The sequence below is a fragment of the Helcococcus bovis genome (genome assembly GCF_046035835.1).
Taxonomy (GTDB): Bacteria; Bacillota; Clostridia; order Tissierellales; family Peptoniphilaceae; genus Helcococcus; species Helcococcus bovis.
The window spans coordinates 39,361-60,893 of record NZ_JBFNGB010000001.1 but is presented as its reverse complement, the minus strand read 5'-3'; the positions used below and the strand labels follow the sequence as shown (position 1 = coordinate 60,893).

The window sequence follows — 21,533 nt, the reverse complement described above, 5'->3', positions numbered from 1 at the left end:
CTTATACATGTAAATTACATATATAAGGATTTTTGTTTTGTGGATAAATTATTAACTAATATTCATTTTTTAATACTTCTATATAATTTATAAAAAATTTTTAATATTTAACACAAAAAACTTGACTTTTGTATTTGATTTGATATAATAAGTAACAATATATAGAAATTGGGATGGATAAAAATCTAGAAAGATATCTATAAATATATTAGGAGGAAATTATGAAAAACAGTAAGAGAATATTATCATTCTTTATGGCTTTGGTTATGGTGTTCCTTGTAGCATGTGGTACAAAAGGTTCAGATAATACAAAGACAGGTGATAGTGGTAACACAAAACAAACAGAAGGCTCAGAAGTAAAAGAATTAACAGTATCAGGCTCAAATTCGCTAGCTTCTATGGACTATGTTGTAACAGACAAGTCATCAGATAATGATTGGAATGCAAATTTTGTTGATGGTTTACTAGAATTTGATAGATTAGGACAATTAAAAGGGGCATTAGCTGAATCATGGAAAACAAATGAAGATAAATCAGTTTGGACATTCAAGCTAAGACCAGGAGTAAAATGGGTAACACACGAACAAGTTGAATATGCTGACGTTACAGCAGAAGACTTTGTTACAGGTTTAAGACACGCTGCAGAATTTAAATCTAGAACAGCTGGATTATTACAAGGTATCGTAAAAGGATTATCTGAATTCATGGCTAGTGATTTCTCAGACGCTGCTTGGGAAAAAGTAGGTGTTAAAGCAGTTGATAAATTAACTGTAGAATATACATTAGAATCACCAACACCATATTTTGGTGACTTAGCAACATATAGTATTTTATTACCAATTAATAGACAATTTTTAGAAACAAAAGCTGGTGCAAAATTAGGAAAACCAGATCCAAAGAATTCAGCATTTGGTTCAACATCACCAGATTCAATCTTATATAACGGTGGATATGTTTTAGAAACATTAGATGATAAGTCAAAAATCGTTATTGTAAAGAACCAAAAATACTGGGATGCAAAAAATGTATATTTAGAAAAGGTTACAGAAGTTTATGATGATGGTAAAGATCCATATTCAGTTAAAAAAGGTTTTGAATCAGGAACATATCCATCAATGTCAATGAAACCAACATGGCCAGATTATGCACAAATAAGAAAACAATATGAAGAATATGTAAGAGAAACACCTCCAAATCCATCAGTATTTGGTATGGTATTTAACTTTAACAGAAAAGTATTTAACAATACAAACTACGCAACAACAAAAGAAGCACAAGATAATACAAGAACAGCAGTTCAAAACTTAAACTTTAGAAAAGCTGTTAGAGCTGCATTTGACAGACAATCATACATCGAAGTAGATGCTCCAAAACAATTAGCATCTCAAGTAAAGAGAAATATTAACAACTTCCCTGAAGCTGCATTAACAAAAGATGGTAAATCATACCACGATTTAGTAAATGAAGTTTACAATAAGACAACAGGTGAAAATGTTGATTTACACGATGGACAAGATCCATTTTACGGAAAAGAAAATGCTATGAAATTTATCGAAGCAGCTAAGAAAGAAGGGGTAAAATTCCCAGTTCACTTAGATATGTTAGTAGTTTCAACAAGTGATAGATTAATCAAACAAGCAAACTCATTAAAACAAAGTATTGCTGAAAATACAGATAATCAAATCATTGTAGAATTAGTACAAAGATCACAAGATGAAGTTCAAACATTAGCTTATAGAAATGAAGATCCATCAACGGTTGATTATGATATTTCAACATTTACAGGATGGTCACCAGATTATAACGATCCAAAATCATTCGTAGATATTTATTCACCAACAACAGGTGCTTACATGATTAACGTTGGTTTAGGAAACTTAGATGAAAAAGGAAATCCATTAAATAACGATCTAAAAGAAAAATTAGGATTTAATGAATATGAAAAATTATATAGAGAAGCAGATAAAGAATACAAAGATTTAGATAAGAGATATGCAGAATTTGCAAAAGCAGATGCTAAATTGATTGAAAAAGTATTATTTATTCCTACACAAATGCAAGCTAGAGGGGAAGTAATCTCAAAGCTACAACCTTATGCAGGAAACTATGCTTTAGTAGGTATATCTGGAGCAAAATATAAATTAAGAAAATTAAATAAGGACCTTGTAAAAGCTGAAGATTATTACAAGATCAAAGCTGAATGGGAAAAGGAAAGAGCAGCATCAGCTAAAAAAGCTCAATAATATAAAATTTTAGGGGTTGAATTAAATATTCGACCTCTTTTTTATTTAGTATAAATATGATGATTTCAACATTTTAGCTTGAAATCTATTTAAAATTATTATATAATGTTAGGTATATAATTATCTCTAAAAATAGAAAAATTTATAGAGAAAGGAGAGTTAATTATGAAAAAATATTTATTTATGAGAGTTATAAAGTCGATCATTTCAATATTCATAGTAGTAGCAATTGTAATAGCTATGCTATTTAAGGGAATCCCTGCTAATAAAGTTTTTGATCAAGATAAAACTTATAACAAGTTACAAGGAAATGCAAAGACTATTCATAGATATAATACATTGGATCAATTAGGATATTTAGACTACAAGACAATTGGAGCGATGTGTAGTTTAGAATCAAAGGATGCTAATGAATGTTTGAAGGAAGACAGTTCTGAACAACAAAGAGTTATAAATGTATTTAAGGATAAGGGCTTTAATATTGAGAAGTTAACAAAGGGAGGTATAAACCAAGGACAATATATTGCTACAAGAGAATTTGGTTTACACGAAATTATTTTTAGATATTTTAAACAATTATTTGATTTTGATCATCCAAATAAGATAGTTGATGAGACTAATCCAAAATTAGATGAAAATAGAGGATATTATTTTGGAACTGATCATAATGGTATACCTGCATTAATGTGTAATGGTTGTGAATATAAATATCAACTATATTTTAATACATCATTCCCGTTTATACATTCAAACTTTTTATCATTAAATTTTGGTAATTCATTCCCTACAAAACCAGGGACACCAACATTAGAAGTTATTACAACACCTCAAGGACCATCAGTTAGAAGAGAAGTTACATATCCTACAGGATTAAAAGCTAATACTGCTGATGATTTGTATTCATTGAGATACAAGAAAAATACGGACCATTTAGACGAACAAAAATTTAAGGACAAATATGCTGAAGTAGATATTATCACCAGAGATCCATCAATGGTAGGTACATCATATCTATTTGGTATAGTTACATTGATTTTAGCTTATGCATTTGCTTTACCAGCAGGTATTGCAATGGCAAGAAATAAAGGTAAATTAGTAGATAAAATTGGTATCTTATATATTAATATTTTAATAGCTTTACCTTCATTAGCATTTATATTCTTCATGAAATATTTAGGTTCATTGATTAACTTGCCAGATAAATTCCCACAATTGGGACCAAGTAATATTAAATCTTATATAATGCCTGTATTAATCTTAACTATATTATCAACATCAGGTATTATGACATGGATAAGAAGATACATGATAGACCAATCTACATCAGATTATGTAAAATTTGCAAGAGCAAAAGGTTTGTCACAAAAAGAAATATTTAAGAATCATATTTTGAAAAATGCTATCATACCAATAGTAAATGGTATACCAGGATCTATAGTTTTAGCAATTGGTGGAGCTGTTATTACAGAATCAGTTTTCGCTATTCCTGGTATGGGTAAGATGTTACCTGATGCAATTAATTCAGTAAATAACAATATGGTTATTACATTAACATTTATATTTACAACATTATCAATATTTTCACTTTTAGCTGGAGATATATTATTGACAATGGTTGACCCAAGAATTTCATTAAATGCTAAGAAAGGAGATATCTAATGACTGAAGAAAAAATATTATCTAAAGATAATTTAACAGATGATATGTTTGAATTTGTTCAAGTAAATTCAAGAGAATCAGAAAAAATATCTACTCCTGAATATTCATATTGGGGATCAGTATTTAAGAAGTTTTTCGCATCTAAAGTGGCTGTATTTATGTTAGTTGTTTTAGTTATTGTTTTAGCTATTTCATTTATACAACCAATATTTTCTGGATATGATAACTTAGATTTAAGATATATTAATGATAGATCAAAACACTTTTTACAACCAAGTTTACAACACTTATTTGGTACAGATGACGTAGGTAGAGATGTATTTAACATGGTTTGGGCGGGAGCTAGAACAAGTTTAACAATATCATTTATTACTACATTGATAACAATGACATTAGGAATTGTTGTAGGAACAATTTGGGGATTTAATAAAAAGTTAGATTTTTATTTGATGGACTTTTATAATGTTATATCAAATATTCCATATCTATTGATAGTTATGATTCTTTCATACGTGTTGGGATCTGGTGTATGGCAGTTAATTTTCGCTTTATCCGCAACATCATGGGTAGGACTTGCCTATTTCATGAGAGTTCAAGTATTAATCATTCGTGATAGAGAATATAATATGGCATCAAAAGTATTGGGATCAAGTACGTGGAAAATAATTAAACACAACATTTTACCTCACTTGATTTCAATTATAGTAACATCAGCAGCTGCAAGGTTACCTGGATATGTTTCAACTGAAGTATTTTTAGGTTTCGTTGGAGTTGGGTTAGATGAAAGAATTCCATCATTAGGTAGAACAATACAAGCCCACTCACAATATATGCAATCAAAATCATATCTGTTTATAATACCAGTTGTGGTTATTGCTTTAATAACAGTTTCCTTATATATTGTAGGGCAAACATTAGCTGATGCTAGTGATCCACGTAATCATGAAGTTTAGGAGGTAGTTTATGGAAAATAATAAAAATATAATACTTTCTGTAAAAGACCTAGAAGTAAAATTTGCAGTTCGTGACAGAGAGTTGACGGCTATAAGAAAAATTTCTTTAGATTTTGAAGAAGGTAAAGTAGTAGCTTTAGTAGGTGAATCTGGATCAGGAAAATCAGTTTTCACTAAAACATTTACTGGAATGTTAGATGAAAATGGTAAAATTTCAAATGGTGAAATTTGGTTTGAAGGAAAAGATTTATCAAAATTTAAGACTGATAAAGAGTGGTTAGAAATTCGTGGTAAAAAAATTGCTACAGTATTTCAAGATCCAATGACTTCATTGAATCCTGTTCGTACTATTGGTTATCAAATTTCTGAAGTAATTATAAAACATCAAAAGAAATCAAAATCAGAAGCTAAGAAAATTGCTATTGAATTAATGGAAAAAGTTGGAATTCCAGAAGCTGAAAAAAGATTTAATGAATATCCATTTATGTATTCAGGTGGTATGAGACAAAGAATTGTTATTGCTATAGCGTTAGCATGTAGACCAAAAATCTTAGTTTGTGATGAACCAACTACAGCTTTAGATGTTACTATTCAAGCTCAAATTATTAAATTGATTAGAGATTTATCAATAGAATATGGATTTACAACAATTTATATTACTCACGACTTGGGAGTTGTTGCTAAAGTGGCTGATACTGTTGCAGTTATGTACGCAGGTCAAATTATTGAATATGGTACTGCAGAAGAAGTATTTTATGATCCAAGACATCCATATACATGGGGATTATTATCATCTCTTCCTCAACTTGAAGAAGAAGGTAAAGAGTTGTTTGCGATAAAAGGTACTCCACCAAGTTTATTCAAAGAAATAAAAGGAGATGCATTTGCTCCAAGAAGTGAATATGCTATGAAAATTGATTTTGAATTAGAACCACCAATGTTTAAAGTTAGTGATACACATTATGCAAAGACATGGTTGCTACATGAAAAGGCACCTAAGGTTGAAAGACCTTCTGCATTAAATAATTTACATGAAAGAATGTTAGAAATTACATCAAAAGGAGGTACTTATAGTGGAAAATAATAGAGAAGTACTAGTTGATGTTAAAGATTTAGAAGTTACCTTTACAAATGGTAAAAGAAAATTTGTTGCTGTTAAAGGTGTAAATTTCCAAATTTATAAAGGTGAAACATTTTCTCTAGTAGGAGAATCAGGCTCGGGAAAAACAACAATTGCTAGAGCGATTATCAGACTTAACAAAACATCCAATGGTGATGTAATGTTTAAGGGAGAAAAGATTAATGGAGATATTTCTAAAGAAAAATCAAAGGCGTTAAAAAAACAAATTCAAATGATTTTCCAAGATCCAGCTGCTTCATTAAATGAAAGAGCAACTATTGATCATATTGTTGGTGAAGGTTTAGATAATTTTAAATTATATAAAGACAAAGAAGATAGACAAGCGAAAATAAATAATGCATTAGATTCAGTAGGATTATTACCAGAACATAAATCAAGATATCCTCATGAATTTTCAGGTGGACAAAGACAAAGAGTTGGTATAGCTAGAGCCATAGTTATGAGTCCAGAATTAATTATCGCTGACGAACCTACATCTGCTCTTGATGTTTCTATTCGTGCTCAAGTCTTAAACTTGTTAAACAAGTTTAAGAAAGAAGAAGGATTAACATACTTATTCATAGCTCACGATTTATCGGTTGTAAGATATTTTTCTGATAGAATTGCTGTAATAACAAAGGGAAGGATAGTAGAAGTTGCACCAACTGAAGAGTTATTTAGAGCACCAATTCATCCTTATACAAAATCATTGTTACAATCAGTTCCGATACCTGATCCAAAAATTGAAAAAATAAAAGAAGTTCATGTATATGATGAAAGTTTAGCAAGTCAAGTTACAGAAAATCATAAGTTAAGAGAGATTGCTCCAGAACATTATGTATTTTGTACAGAAGAAGAAATTGCTAAATTTAAGGAAGAGTATTCAAAATTTAACTAGTGAAGATTTAAGACTGACATATTTTTTGTCAGTCTTTTTTTATTTAATAACACTTTTATTTTTGATATTTAAGAGTAATGAAAAACTTAAATATTTAAGATTATTTAATTTGTTTTGATAAAAATTATTTATATAATTTGAGCAGATATTATTACAAAAAATTAATATATAACAAAAAAGTTACCGAATTAATTGCAAAAAGGTTACAAAAAATATATAATTTTATACATAAGTTACAAAAATATTACAGGAATAGGTAAAAAGATGAAAAAAGATTTGTTAAAAAAAGCTGGTATTGCAGCTTTATCAACAGCTCTAATAAGTGGAGCTTTATTATTTCCATCATTGTCTTCTGCTAATGATGAAATGTATAAAATTAATAATAAAGTTAGTGTCTATATGAATGCGTATGATGCTAAAAATAGAAAGAATGCAGCTGGAAAATTTGGAGCTGGAGAATACTATGTATATAGAAAATTTGGAAATTACATAAATATTTCAGATACACCGGGAGAACCAGGAGGATGGATTAATCCATCTGATAATGAGGAAAATAAAAAAGTAAACTCTAATTCTAAGTCTAAAGCTAAAGAAGTTAAAACATCAACTACTGAATTTTTACAATTAAGTGGTGATATGATTACAATTAATGTAAACACACCTATATATATTTCTGCTGCTGATGCAAAAAATTCAGTTGATCAAAGAGGGACATTCTTCCCAGGTAGATATTATATATATAGAGAATATGATGGTGCATTTAATATTACTAGAGAAAAGGGAGTTCCAGGAGGGTGGATTTATTTTGATAGTTCTATAAAAAATGAATTAAAAATTTCAAATGAACTACCAAAAATTAGTGAATCTATTGAAGGAGCTAAAGAAACATTAAAAGTGATTTCTGGAGAAAAAACTAAAGAAGTTGTCAATAATGTAGATCAAAACAAATTTACTTTAGATAGAAAAGTTAGTGGATTTATGACGGCTTACAATGCTTCAAATTCGTTAAATGCGGTAAATACAGTTTATCCAGGAGAATACTATATATACACAAGATATAACGGTATGATAAATGTTACAACTGAGAAAGATGTTCCAGGTTCTTGGATAAATCCTAATCATACAAAAGCTGTTGAGACAAAAGTCGTAAAAGAAGAAAAGAAAAAAGAAGATACTAATAAAGAAACTAAAAAAGAATCAGTTGCGGAAATTAAAGAAGAACAAAAAGTAGAAGAAATTAAAGAAGATGTAAAAGAAACAGCTGCTGAAGTAAAAAAAGAGAAAAAACAAGAAAAATCTAAAGATGATGAAAAAAAAGAAGTAGTTGAAGAAGTTTCGGAATATAATTCTTATGACGTAATTGGATTTGCAAGACAATATGTAGGTTATAATTACGTATTTGGTGGTATGAGTCCAAGTACTGGTTTTGACTGCTCAGGTTTTACAAGCTATGTATTTAGAAATACAAGAGGTATTGTTTTATCAAGAGTAGCACAAGGACAATTTTATGGTGGACAATCTGTAAGTATGGATAATTTACAAGCAGGTGATTTAGTATTTTTTGGTAATTCAGTAAATGATATATACCATGTTGGTATATACGATGGTAACGGAAATGTTATACATGCATCAACGGAAGATACAGGAGTTATTGTAAGTAATTTTTATTCTTCATGGTATCAAAATAATTATGTTGGAGCAAGAAGATATTAATCTGATTTGAAAATTATAATAGGCAAGATGCGTAAGCATTAAGCCTATTATTTTTTTTGTTTATATTATATAATTAAAATAAGAATATATTAAGGAGATAATATGACAGATAATATTATTTATGAAAAATTAAAAACAGCATATGATGATTTAGTAAAAAAAATAGATTTTAAGCCTGAACTAGCAATTACATTAGGGTCAGGATTAGGAAAATTAGCTGATGTAGTTGAAGTTGAACAAGAAATTTCATATTCAGACATTGAAGGATTTCCAGTCTCAACAGCTCCAGGTCATAAGGGAAGATTTGTATTTACGTATATTCACGGCATTCCTACTGTAATCATGCAAGGGAGAGTGCATAGATATGAAGGATATAGTGCTTCAGACACTGTCATTCCTACTAGATTAATGGGGATGATGGGTGCTAAGACGCTTATCGTTACAAATGCGGCTGGAGGAGTTAATAAAAACTTTAGCATTGGTGATTTGATGATTATCAGAGATCATTTGACACAATTTGTTGAATCTCCATTAATGGGGCCGAATGTTAAAGAATTAGGTACAAGATTTCCTGATATGACTGAAGTTTATAATAAAGATTACAGTGATACTATTGAAAAATTAGCTAGAGAAAAAGGTATTTCAGTTCAAAATGGTGTATATTGTCAATTTTCAGGACCGGCATATGAGACTCCTGCAGAGGTAAGAATGGCAAGTATTTTAGGCGCAGATGCAGTAGGAATGTCAACTGCTATCGAAGCTATGGCTGCAAAACATATGGGAATGAAAGTTTGTGGGATTTCACTAATTACTAATTTAGCTACAGGTATTTCAGAAGTTGAGTTATCAGAGCAAGAAGTAATTGAAGCTGGTGAAAATGCATCAAAATACTTTATTGATTTGGTATTAGATTTTATAAAAACACTAAAATAAAATTAACCTCACAGTTTGTGAGGTTTTTTAGTAAGGAAAGATATGAATATAAATGTTAAACAAGAAGAAGCTATAAATAAAATAGATGGACCAGTATTGATTATTGCGGGACCAGGCACAGGTAAGACTTATACATTGGTTCAACGTGTAATAAATATGGTTGCCAATTTGAATATTGATCCTTCACAAATTATGATTTCAACATTTACCAATAAAGCATCTTTTGAATTAATTGATAGATTATCATTAAAATTTAGTGAATTAAATTTACATAAAGATGTAAATGATATGATGATTGGGAATTTTCATTCTATTGCAAGAAGGATTTTAGAAGAATATATAGAATTTACACCATTAAAAAGAGGATATATTCAAATAGATACAATAGAACAAAAATATTTAATTAATAGATTTCTGCCTTTTTTTAGAAAAATTGAAGGATATAATTTTCTGATTAATAGAAATAGGGAAGTAAGAGATATAGCTAAGATAATCAATAAAATTTGTGAAGATGGAATATTAGAAAGACAATCAAGTGATGAAAGGTTGAATATTTATCTTAAAATTGTAGAAATGTATGAAAATATTTTGAAGCAATACAATATGTTGGATTTCTCGCACGTTTTACTATATACATATAAACTCTTGAAGGAAAATCCGGATATTAGAGATGAACTTAGAAAAAAAATAAATTACATGATGATTGATGAATACCAAGATACAAATGTTATTCAAGAAAAAATTATTTTTGAATTATTAAATGAAAATCAAAATATTTGCGTTGTAGGTGATGATGACCAGAGTTTATATAGATTTAGGGGGGCTACCGTAAAAAATATTTTAGAATTTAGTAAAAAATTTCAAAATGTTAATAAAATAAATCTACAACAAAATTATCGTTCAGAAGGAAGTATAATAGGATTCTATTCTAATTATATGAATGGTTTGATTGATAAATATAAAGATTTGAGTAAATATAGACTTAAAAAAGTTTTATTTTCTGATAGAATGGCTAGATCTGAAAGAGTTGCAAAAATTACCGCAATAACAGATGATGAGTGGTATCAAAAAATTTACGAGCTTATATACAACCTAAAGAGTAAGGGGGCAATAAACAATTACAACGAAGTTGCTTTATTGTTTAGTTCTTTAAATCATGAAAAAGCTAGAAAGTTAATTTCATTTTTGAAAAGTAGAGATATAGATGTCTATATGCCGGCTACATCTACTTTAATTTCTCAAAATGAAATCAGAAAATTAATTGGGGCTTTATATGCGATTTTCAAAAATGTAATAGAGAAAAATGCTAAAAATATTGATAGAGAAACACAAATATTTTTAGATAGTTGCTATGATAATTTTTACAAATCTAAATTAAAAGAAGATGAACTTGATCAATTCATATTAAGAATGTCCAATTATATATCATCAGAGGATATAAAAATTACACTTCATGATATTTGCTATAGACTTTTTGGCTATAAGCCATTTTTTGACTATATGAATGACATTGAAAGAGCAAAAAAATATTCTAGATTTTTAGAATTGATAGATGCATTTAATTTAATTGAAAGAATTTACACGATAACATCCTCAAATTTAGAAAAATTTTTAAATGTATTTTTCTATGAATTTATTAAATTTATAAAAGATGAGAATATTTCTGAATTTGAAGAAGAAACAAAAATTCCGGAAGAAAATTCTGTGAGTGCGTTAACGATTCATGCTTCAAAAGGAATGGAATATCCAGTAGTTATCATGGCTTCAATGTGGGATAAAGTGTTCAACAGTTACAAAAATAAACTAGATGATGACTTAAATAAAATTAGTTTAATGTATTCTGAGGATACTTCATTTGAACCTAACGAAATGGTAAATTTATTAGATTTTTACCGAAAAAATTATACAGGCTTTTCAAGAGCGAAAGATTTATTGGTTTTAGCAGGTCTTGAAAATGAATACATTTCAGTATCGGATGAATTAAAAGATACATTTGACAGTTTGGAAGAGATGAATATAGATGAACTTAAAATGGAAAAAGGTCAGATTAAAGATACTAAAATAAAAACTTCATATTCATTTACTGCTGACATTGTACCATACAATAATTGTCCTTTTGAATATCTTTATTTAAGAAAATTAAAGTTTTCTATGCCTAAAACTCCAAGTCTATACTATGGTTCGGTAGTTCATGAATCTATAGAATATATTAATAAAAAAATAATAAAAGGCGTTAAAGTACTTAAAGAAGATATTGCAAAAGTGACAACCGAAATTGCAAGACAAAAGTATATTCAAGGAGCGGAAAGTCTTAATAAGAAAAATGTTGAAAAAGCTATAAAAGAAGTAGAGCTATATTTTGATTTTTTAAATACTTTAGGAAATCCTGTTGAAAGCGAATTGAATATAACCATGTCTACAGATAAATATGTGATCACTGGTAATGTCGATATGATTTATGAAAAAAATGGAGAATATCATATTGTTGACTTTAAGACAGGTACACCACCAGATGAAAATGGGGGGCATCATTCACTTGAAACTTATTTTAATCAAATAAACCTATATGCACATTTATTTGAACTTACTAAAAATAAAAAAATTGCAACAATGTCACTATATTTTACAGATTTAAATGCAAAAAAACGTTTATTCACTTTTGAATATGATGAAGCTAAAAATATAGAAATTAAAAAAATGATAGATGATACAGTTTCAAAGATTGAAAATGAAGAATTTAATATATCAGAGAAATGTAAAGAAAGCAGGAGTTTATTGAAGTTTTTTATGGCTAAAAAATAACAAAAACTCACTTACGACACTAGTCCTTGCTTAACGAACTGACCTCCTTAAAGTCGACTTTTATAGCCGACGTTAATGAGGTCAGTTCGTTTGTTGTGGCTGCGGAGGTGTATAAGTGGGTTTTATTTATTTTATATAATGTAATATAAAACCAAAGGAATGAAAAATAAAAATTTGGTTCTATAATATAATTATAATTAGTATTTAAAAGAACCGAATTTTATCTTTTAATACTCTTAAAATGTTACTTTAATTCTTAATTAAATCTATGTATATTTGATAAAAAAACTAATATCTAATTCTCCAAATGTCTTATTTTATTTACTGACGATATTTGACTAATAAATTTTTAATTAATATCAAACATTGTGTATTGACTTTTAATAATGAAACACATTCATTAATAATTACATCTATCTTGATATAGAAATATGATATGGAGTTAGGTATCCCGCTCGTTGTGCAGCATACATCGCATTTACAGCTATATTTTGAATACTAGAATACTTGTTAGGCTCAAAATCATAATAATCTCTTATTATCAAATATCCACTTGAAGCTCTTTCCCAGCTAAACTTATGTATGGCATAATATAAATCCTTTTGAGATGTTGTTCCAGAATTTGGAAAAGCATCATCACCCGTGCTTTTATATGGTTTATTCTTTAATTTTGAAAAAACTGGAGAATTCTCAACTTTATACCCATTAACTGGTGAATAAACCGAGTTTTTATTTTTATTTTTAACTGCATGAGTTAATAATTCTGATGATAAAACATACCCCTTAGCATAAAACCAGGCATTAACCGCTGCAACTTGTATTCTAAATTCTCGGTATGGATCTATTGTAATAATAGGACTTACATTGGATATATTTTTTAATAAAGATTTCCGGGAATAGTCATTTTTTCTATTTATCATGTTATTATATTTATAGTCATTGTAATCCTTCAATTGTTGTTCAAGTGTATCAATAAGTTCTTTAGTTTTTATAGTTTTATCATGATTTAAATTTCCGGATAGTATCAAATTTTTATAAAATTTGATATTATCTTCTAAACTTTTTTCAACGGAATAATTAATTTCAGATAATTGATTTTCAATAGCATTAATTTGATTATCTAGATCTGATATATTAACCACTTTCGAAATTTGATTATATGATTCTTCATTTGGATCTATAGCATAAACATTAGATGTATAAAAAGTTAAAACAGTAAATAAAATCGCTAAAAAATTTTTTTTATATTTTCGCATAAAAACCCTCCATTTATTATATAATATTTTCAAATATATAATATATTTTCTTATTTTCATCAAATATAATTATTAAGGTCTTGAAAAAAAATGAATCATGCTTGTTTTTTTTAATAGAATCTATAATTTTTATATCTCTTAATTTTATCAATCTCGTTAATCCTGCACTTTTTATCATTTCAGATAATAATTTCATATCACTGTCTAATTCTACATGTTTATAACATTCAGCACAATCAATACTATAATCAAAGTTTTTAGAATTTAATTTTAATATTCTTTGACCATCATTTACAAATCCTCTTTCAGATTCATATAAAACATCAATATTATAAGGTTTTTTGATACTAATTCCCCATGAATTTAATAATGTTTTTTTATAAAAATTATTATTATATTGTATAAAAAATAAAATTAGAGCAAGCAAAATTAATACAAATAAAATGATCCCTATTCCTATTTTACATTTTCTTTTCAAAAATACCTCCTTATTTCTACAACAATTAAATAATTACAAAAATTATATTGAACATAAATATCATTAAAAAAATAAATATTAAAAATAGTAATTTTGAGATTTATTTATTTTTTTTAGGAAATCGTTTTTTTTTAAAAATAACAAAATACAATTTAAATGTCAAGATAAAATTAATAATATTAAAATAAACTATTTTTAGTATATTCATATTATTTAACATTATAATTATTTTAAAATAATTTAATATTATATACCTTTTCGTTAATACTAAAATAAAAACGTGGTATTAAGTAACACTTAAATTCTTTGATGTATAAATATTATAAAAAAACGTTTTAGAAACTAATCTCCCTTTATTTGCTATATTAGTTTGATTTTTCTTGTATTTTTTATTTAATCATTTTTTGTACATTCTTATATTAGCATTAATATTGTTACATTTATTTTATAATTAAAAGCAGACGGATTTCTAAATTTTCTAAGTTTTGTCCGTAAAATTTTGAATCTTTTGAAGAAAATAGCAGACAAAAAGCCTTTATTCGCCATTTTTGTCCGTAAATTTTAAGTAGGAATGTGAATTACTTCGATAAAAGCAGATGAAATCAATTAAATCGGATATTTTATCCGTAAATTTATCCGAGAAAAGCAGATGAAAGTTTTAAAAATAGAGATTTCATCCGTAAAATATTCAAAATAGGGGTGAAATTTTTTAGTAATGTATTTTTAAGTGCAATATTTATATATATTTTCTTTCAGATATTTTTGCAACTTTAAAATTGTGTACGAAGTCAAATAAAACGTCAGAACTATAGGTATTATTTAAAAACTTAAATTGTAAAAGTTTTGTAAGTAAAACATCAAGATAACAAATTAGAAAATCTCCAATGATAGTATCTTTTTTTTGTAAATAAACGGATCTAGCATCAAGTTGAGACTTCATTATATGAAAAGATACTTCTATTCTCCAAAGTATATGGTAAGCCTCATATACATCTTTTTCAATCATAGACAGTTCAGAAGTAACAATAAGATTGTAACCAGCTAGTTCCAAAGATTTTTTGATTAGTTTTTCATTCATAGTTACTTTAATTTTGACATCTGTTTCATTTCCTTTTTTATCAGTTTCTTAAGTTTTTTAAAATTTAAAAAAGCTAGTAAATATGCTAGCTTAAAGTATGTGATATATTAATTTAATAAAAAAAATCATGGTGCTAAATCATAAATACGGGAACTGCCAAATTCCTGTATATAATATTACAAATTATTCTAATTATAGATGTGAAAATATATGAATTAGGTTAAGTTATACACTATAATTGTTTTTTTAGCCTTAAAAATGGTATAATAATAGTTATAGAATGGAGAAAATATGATAAAAAATAAAAGATTTGAGAGTGCTTTGGATATTTTAATGACAAGTGTTATTTCACTAATGATTATCTATTTTTTAGGTTTATCTGGGATATCTAATTTATTTTTGTTTGTTCCATTTATAACACTATTGATTAGATATGATATTAAGAAATTTTTTATTTCATTTTTAATTACTATAGTAGGAATGTATTTCATAACAGGTATTTTAAGCACTGTGATTTTTGGAACTCTTATATTAATTATGAGTTTTGTTATTTCAAATTTAATAAAAAGACAATGCAAAATAGAAAAAATAGTTAAGATTTCTACATTTGTATATATCGGATATATTATTTTAACATTTTCAATACTTTATTTTGTTTTTAAGGTTAACATGATTACGGATATTAAAAATTCTATGGAAAACATTGTAAAATATATGGAAGAATCTTTGAAGAGTGATATAAATTTTTCGAGTAACTCAATTGATTTGTATATTCAAAATTTGAAAAGTGCAACAAATTATTTTATAAGTATTATTCCTGGATTTTTGGTAGTTTTTGCAATATTAATCGCATTTTTTAATACAGTTTTTAGTCTTAAATTATTGAAAAAAATAGGATATGAAATAAAGCAAAATACTAAATTGAATAATTTTAGATTAGGAAATGAATTTAGAGCATTTGCAACAGCTGTGGCAATAGGATATTTAATTTCACTTGTATTTAAAATAAAAAATATAGATTTAGTAATGAAAAATATATCATTTGTATTGATATTTTTATTATTTGGAAATGGTATATTAACGTCAAACTTTTTATTGGAAAGAAAATTTAATCTTATAGTTGCTTATATAATTGTTATATTTGTATTTGTATTTTTACAAGCATATATGATATTTGCTTTTATAGGATTGATGGATTTAATAGTAAATTTAAGGATGGTATTTAATTTAAGAGAGAGTATGAAATGAGTAATAATTTTTTTGATAAAAAATATTTTAATATATGGATAAATCCAATTCTTGTATTAGTTATAACAATAATTTTATTAATATTAAATATATATCTGGGGATAATTGGTATATTTGCTTCATTTATAGCTATAGGTGTAGCTTATGATACTTACAATAAAAAGGATAAAGAGATTAAGAACTATATTGATCAATTGGAAGTTTCATTTGAAGGATTTACAAAAAGCGCAATATTTACAATGCCATTTCCTATTGCAATATTAAATGATAATCATGAATTAGTTTGGTATAATTCAAGATTTAAGGATCTTATAGGGCAAAAGTCTTCATTGATACAGATGAAGATGTATAACATAATACCTGAAATAAATGTTGAAAAATTAAATAGTAGAAATTTCTATAGCATGGATATAGTATATGGATTTAGAAATTATAATGTACAATTTAATTATACAAATCATGATGGAAATAGTCCGATGACATTGTTGTATTTTATTGATACTACTGATAAAGAAAATACTTTGAAAAAATATGAAGATCAAAAAATTGTTTTGATGAATATAAGGCTTGACAACTATGAAGAATTGTCTCAAAACACTTCAAGTGAGAAGAGACCAATTATATTTGCTGAAATAGATAGTAAGATAACTTCATATTTTCATAAATATGGAAGCTACATTAAAAAGAATGATAATAGTAAATATACAGCAGTTGTTCATAATAAAGAATATAATGAAATGGCACAAGAAAAATTTAGTTTTGTTGAAGATGTAAGAAATGTAAGTACTGGAGCATCAATGGCTCCGACTTTATCAATAGGAATTGGTAAAAATGAAGAATCACCTAGAGCTATTGAAAAATCAGCTAACTCTGCGTTGGATATTGCATTAGGTAGAGGTGGAGATCAGATAGTTATTAAATCAAAAGATAAATTGGAATATTTTGGAGGCAAAAATCAAGCGACAGAAAAACGTACAAAAGTTAAAGCAAGAGTAGTAGCTCATGCATTGATGCAACTAATAGATAAATCTACAGATATTTATATATCAGGACATAAAAATCCGGACATGGATTCATTTGGTTCAGCTTTAGGGTTATGGCATGTTGCTACAAAAAGAAACAAGATAGCATATATAGTTTTATCGGAAATAACACCTGCAATTAGAAATTTATATGATTATGCTGTAGAAGAAATAGAAGGATTGAGAGAACATATTATTGTTCCTGACGAAGCTTTTGAGAAAATAAAAGAATCTTCATTAGTTATAGTTACAGACAATCATAGGAAAGCGTCAATTGAAGAACCACGTATGCTTGAAAAAACAAAATCTGTTGTGATAATTGATCATCATAGAAGAGGTAGTGATTATATTGATAATGCTATATTAAATTATATAGAACCATACGCATCATCAGCTTCAGAATTAGTTACAGAAATGCTTATGTATATGGATGAAAAGATAGAAATTGACAAAACGATTGCAAATGCACTATTTGCAGGGGTTGTTGTTGATACTAAGAGTTTTAATCAGCAAACTGGAGTTAGAACATTTGAAGCAGCTGTAGTGCTAAAAGATAATGGAGCAGATCTAGGTATTGTAAATAAACTTATGAGTGAAGATTTACAAATTTTGAAATATAGATCTGAAATAATATTAAATTCTCAAATATATAAAGATATATACATCTTTGGGGAATTTAATCATGATTATGAAGAATCAACACTAATCGCATCGCAAGCTGCAGATGAAATGATGAGTATTGGAAACATTAAAGCATCATTCGTATTTACAATTTCAAAAGGGAGGATACATATTTCTGCAAGATCTTACGGGGATGTATCTGTACAACTTATTATGGAAAAATTGAATGGGGGTGGACATAGAACAATGGCTGCTACTCAAATAGATTCAACAATAGAAGAAGCAAAAGAATTGCTTAAAAAAGCAATTTCTGAATATGAACAGGAGGAAGATTAATGAAAGTTATATTAAAAGCGGATGTTAAAGGTTTAGGGAAAGAAGGCGAATTAGTAAATGCAAAGACAGGTTATGCAAGAAACTTTTTATTTCCAAATAAATTAGCTGTAGAAGCAACTAAAGAAAATAAAAAAGCTTGGGAAGAAGAATTAAGAATTAGAAAAGAAGAGTTTGAAGCAAATAAAGCCGAAGCAGAACAATTAAAAGAAAAATTAGAAACATTATCAGTAGTTGTAAAGAAAAAATCAGGAAATGATGGAAGATTATTCGGATCAGTAACATCAGGAGATATTGCTAAAGCTTTAGAAGAAAAAGGAATAGAAATAGATAAAAAGAAAGTGGAATTGAGTGATAACTTAAAAATAGCTGGGATTTATACAGTTAAAGTTAGAGTTTTCCCGGAAATGTTGGCAGATTTAAAAGTAGAAGTAAAACCAGAATAATCGGAGAAATATATGGAATCAAATTACGCACCAAGTGATATAAAAACAGAAAAAGCCATTTTAGGGCTTGTAATAGTTCATAATGATTTGGTGAATTTATTATTAGAAAAAATTAAAAGAGATGATTTCTATGATTTAAGAAATTCTGTAATTTATGATGCCATATCTGAATTGAGTTTTGAAAATTCTCCAATAGATTTTAATATGATTAATGATAAGCTAAGTTCTAAAGGTACACTTGCAGATGTTGGAGATGAGACATATGTAATGACTTTATTAGATAGTACTTATTATAGAGCTAATTATGACTCATATTTAAATATAGTAAAAGAAAAGTCTATGCTTAGAAAATTACTAACATTTGGAGATGATGTAATTAATAAAGTTCATACTACCAAAAATTCATCAGAGGAATTAATAGGAGAATTTTCAGAAAAACTATTTAAATTAAGTAGCTTTGATAATAATGAAGGACTTGTTAAACTTGAAAATACAATGGAAGAGGCGTTTAATCATATATTGGAAATGTCTCAAAATGATGGAGATATCACAGGAGTTACAACTGGTTTTAGAGATCTGAACAGACAATTATCAGGTTTGCAAAATTCTGATATGATTTTATTAGCAGCTAGACCATCAGTAGGGAAGACTGCTTTAGGAATTCATATGGCACTTAATGCAGCTTTAGCTGGGAAAAAAGTAGCAGTATTTTCACTTGAAATGAGTAGAAGACAGATATTTCAAAGGATTTTATCGATTATAACAAATGTAGAATTGCAATATATAATATCTGGCAAAATCCCTGAAGAAGATTGGCAATTATTATATGAAAAATCAAATATAATCCCAAGTATTGACATGTATGTTGATGATACAGCAAGTATTTCTCTAACAGAACTAAGAGCAAAATCTAAACGTATGAAACAAGAACATGGTATAGATTTGATTCTTATTGACTACCTTCAATTGATGACGACTGATATTGGTAGAAATGAAAATAGACAACAAGAAATATCAAATATTTCAAGAGGATTAAAGGCGCTTGCAAAAGAATTAAATATTCCGGTATTGGCACTTTCACAATTATCAAGAAAGTCTGAAGAAAGAACTAATAAAAGACCGATGCTATCTGACTTAAGAGAGTCTGGGGCTATCGAGCAAGATGCTGACGTTGTAATGATGTTATATCGTGATGATTATTACAATGAAGATTCAGAAGAGCAAAATACAATTGAAGTTATAATTGGTAAACACAGAAATGGTCCAACTGGCACTGTTAAATTATACTTTAAGAAAGAAAATACTAAATTTTATGACTTTGAGCATATGCAAGAAAATGAGTAGAGAATATATATTAGAGCCACTAAAAAAAGAACATGGCTTATTATTAAAAAATTGGGCGGATCATCAAGATCCGTTGTTTATCGGATACAATTATAGTGATTTATCTGATAAAGAATTAGATATTTGGTTTAAGATGAAGCAAGAGCGTAATCATGCTTTATATTTTTCAATATTTAATAAAGATAGAGATTTAGTTGGATATATCGGTGCAAAAGAAATTAATAAAGTTTTAAGGACTGCTAAATTAGGCATAGTCCTTAATTCAAAATTTATTTCTAAAGGTATAGGATCAATTGTTTTGGGTGAATTTTTAGAATTATATTTTAAGAGTTTGAACATGAGAAGATTAGATTTAGAAGTAAATGCTTGGAATTTAAGAGCAATTAACTTATATAAAAAGTTTAATTTTAAGATGCATTCTTCCGAATATATCAAATTTGAAAATCAGGCTATTGATATTAATAAAGAAAAATATAAAGGATATTTTGAAGAGCGCAATGGTGCTATTTTTACAAAAATATATGAGATGAGATTAAAAAGACAGGAGTATTTAGATGAAATTACAGATTGAGCAAAATATTATCGATTTGGGTACAACACCTATTGAAAATATGTTTATAAATACTTATTTGTCTTTTGCAAATGAAGTACAAATTAAAGTATATCTATATGCACTTTCTGTTGCATATAGTGAAAATCAAGAAATTTCAAATGATAATATTGCTATCGAAATGAAGTTAACAGAGGGGCAAGTTGTTGATGCGTGGCAATATTGGATTGATCAAGGATTGGTAGAACAAGATGGAGATAAATATATATTTAAATCTGTTAGAACACAATATTTACAATCCATGTATGGTATGAATCAGAAAAAGGGTAATACTTTTGCGAGAAGCACTTTTGAAAAAGATTATATAGAAAAAGAAGAAATTTATAATAATTCTGTTGAGTCAGTTGAAAGTAGACAACTTATTGAAAATATTGAAGAGTTTATATCTCAAGGACAATATATTCCTTTGAAGTTAAATCCTAGAGAAATCAAGAAAGTATTAGGGACTATGAATGATTTTGGAGCTAGTACAGATTTCATATCATATGCATATATGATGGCGTCCAATATTAGAGGAATAAAATCGGTAGATCAAATAATGGCTACAATTAGAAATTGGATGATTGATGGCGCTACGGATATTGAAAAGCTTGAAAAATATCTTGAACAAAAAGAAAATAATGAAAAAGAAAAAAAATCAGAAATTAAAAATATTAAATCTTCATCTAAAAAGGTTTCACTTGCTGATAAAGATGACAGGATGAGTAAGGAAGAGAGACTAAAATTTGTTCAAGAAAAAATGAATAAGAAGCTTCCAACTAGAAGAAGGAAATAAC

At 27.4% G+C, this 21,533-nt stretch carries 17 protein-coding genes; 14 read left to right on the top strand and 3 right to left on the bottom strand.

Annotation, left to right across the window (positions count from 1 at the left end):
- Positions 1-221 precede the first annotated feature (221 nt).
- From ABGF48_RS00260 to ABGF48_RS00225, 8 genes are all read left to right on the top strand, one after another.
- Positions 222-2,243, top strand: a complete 2,022-nt coding sequence (locus ABGF48_RS00260; protein WP_408104356.1) for a peptide ABC transporter substrate-binding protein — start codon at positions 222-224, stop codon at positions 2,241-2,243.
- A gap of 165 nt (positions 2,244-2,408) precedes the next feature.
- Complete coding sequence (locus tag ABGF48_RS00255) at positions 2,409-3,902, top strand: ABC transporter permease (protein WP_408104355.1); 1,494 nt, start codon at positions 2,409-2,411, stop codon at positions 3,900-3,902.
- Positions 3,902-4,855, top strand: coding sequence for an oligopeptide ABC transporter permease OppC (gene oppC, locus ABGF48_RS00250; RefSeq protein WP_408104354.1), 954 nt, complete (start codon positions 3,902-3,904; stop codon positions 4,853-4,855). The genes ABGF48_RS00255 and oppC overlap by 1 nt, the downstream gene beginning before the upstream one ends.
- A gap of 10 nt (positions 4,856-4,865) precedes the next feature.
- On the top strand, positions 4,866-5,939 hold the full coding sequence (locus tag ABGF48_RS00245) for an ABC transporter ATP-binding protein (RefSeq protein ID WP_408104353.1): 1,074 nt from the start codon (positions 4,866-4,868) through the stop codon (positions 5,937-5,939).
- Positions 5,929-6,873, top strand: coding sequence for an ATP-binding cassette domain-containing protein (locus tag ABGF48_RS00240; RefSeq protein ID WP_408104352.1), 945 nt, complete (start codon positions 5,929-5,931; stop codon positions 6,871-6,873). The genes ABGF48_RS00245 and ABGF48_RS00240 overlap by 11 nt, the downstream gene beginning before the upstream one ends.
- Before the next feature lie 264 nt (positions 6,874-7,137).
- Entirely contained in the window at positions 7,138-8,586 is a 1,449-nt protein-coding gene (locus ABGF48_RS00235) for a C40 family peptidase (protein WP_408104351.1), read from the top strand.
- Positions 8,587-8,688: 102 nt separating this feature from the next.
- The gene (locus ABGF48_RS00230) at positions 8,689-9,519 is read left to right on the top strand and encodes a purine-nucleoside phosphorylase (protein WP_408104350.1); all 831 of its coding nucleotides are present in this window, start codon (positions 8,689-8,691) and stop codon (positions 9,517-9,519) included.
- Positions 9,520-9,561: 42 nt separating this feature from the next.
- The gene (locus ABGF48_RS00225) at positions 9,562-12,321 is read left to right on the top strand and encodes a UvrD-helicase domain-containing protein (protein ID WP_408104349.1); all 2,760 of its coding nucleotides are present in this window, start codon (positions 9,562-9,564) and stop codon (positions 12,319-12,321) included.
- 413 nt (positions 12,322-12,734) lie between these two features.
- Here the strand turns inward: ABGF48_RS00225 and ABGF48_RS00220 are convergent, their stop codons facing one another.
- From ABGF48_RS00220 to ABGF48_RS00210, 3 genes are all read right to left on the bottom strand, one after another.
- Positions 12,735-13,577: a hypothetical protein gene (locus tag ABGF48_RS00220; protein WP_408104348.1), complete on the bottom strand. Its 843-nt coding sequence runs from the start codon at positions 13,575-13,577 to the stop codon at positions 12,735-12,737.
- Between the two features lie 16 nt (positions 13,578-13,593).
- Positions 13,594-14,055 (bottom strand): hypothetical protein, encoded by a 462-nt coding sequence (locus ABGF48_RS00215; RefSeq protein ID WP_408104347.1) that lies wholly within the window; start codon positions 14,053-14,055, stop codon positions 13,594-13,596.
- A gap of 736 nt (positions 14,056-14,791) precedes the next feature.
- Positions 14,792-15,133, bottom strand: coding sequence for a hypothetical protein (locus ABGF48_RS00210; RefSeq protein WP_408104346.1), 342 nt, complete (start codon positions 15,131-15,133; stop codon positions 14,792-14,794).
- A 291-nt stretch (positions 15,134-15,424) separates the two neighbouring features.
- Between ABGF48_RS00210 and ABGF48_RS00205 the strand changes: the two genes are divergently transcribed.
- The 6 genes from ABGF48_RS00205 to ABGF48_RS00180 are packed head-to-tail and all read left to right on the top strand — an operon-like array spanning position 15,425 to position 21,532.
- Complete coding sequence (locus ABGF48_RS00205) at positions 15,425-16,381, top strand: DUF2232 domain-containing protein (protein WP_408104345.1); 957 nt, start codon at positions 15,425-15,427, stop codon at positions 16,379-16,381.
- The gene (locus ABGF48_RS00200) at positions 16,378-18,360 is read left to right on the top strand and encodes a DHH family phosphoesterase (RefSeq protein ID WP_408104344.1); all 1,983 of its coding nucleotides are present in this window, start codon (positions 16,378-16,380) and stop codon (positions 18,358-18,360) included. Before ABGF48_RS00205 ends, ABGF48_RS00200 begins: the two co-directional genes overlap by 4 nt.
- A complete protein-coding gene (rplI, locus tag ABGF48_RS00195; RefSeq protein ID WP_408104343.1) occupies positions 18,360-18,803 on the top strand; it encodes a 50S ribosomal protein L9 in 444 nt (147 codons plus the stop codon). Before ABGF48_RS00200 ends, rplI begins: the two co-directional genes overlap by 1 nt.
- Before the next feature lie 12 nt (positions 18,804-18,815).
- Positions 18,816-20,147, top strand: a complete 1,332-nt coding sequence (gene dnaB, locus ABGF48_RS00190; protein WP_408104342.1) for a replicative DNA helicase — start codon at positions 18,816-18,818, stop codon at positions 20,145-20,147.
- Positions 20,140-20,718: a GNAT family N-acetyltransferase gene (locus tag ABGF48_RS00185; RefSeq protein ID WP_408104341.1), complete on the top strand. Its 579-nt coding sequence runs from the start codon at positions 20,140-20,142 to the stop codon at positions 20,716-20,718. Before dnaB ends, ABGF48_RS00185 begins: the two co-directional genes overlap by 8 nt.
- Positions 20,702-21,532, top strand: coding sequence for a DnaD domain protein (locus tag ABGF48_RS00180; protein ID WP_408104340.1), 831 nt, complete (start codon positions 20,702-20,704; stop codon positions 21,530-21,532). Before ABGF48_RS00185 ends, ABGF48_RS00180 begins: the two co-directional genes overlap by 17 nt.
- The last annotated feature ends 1 nt before the right edge of the window (position 21,533 follow it).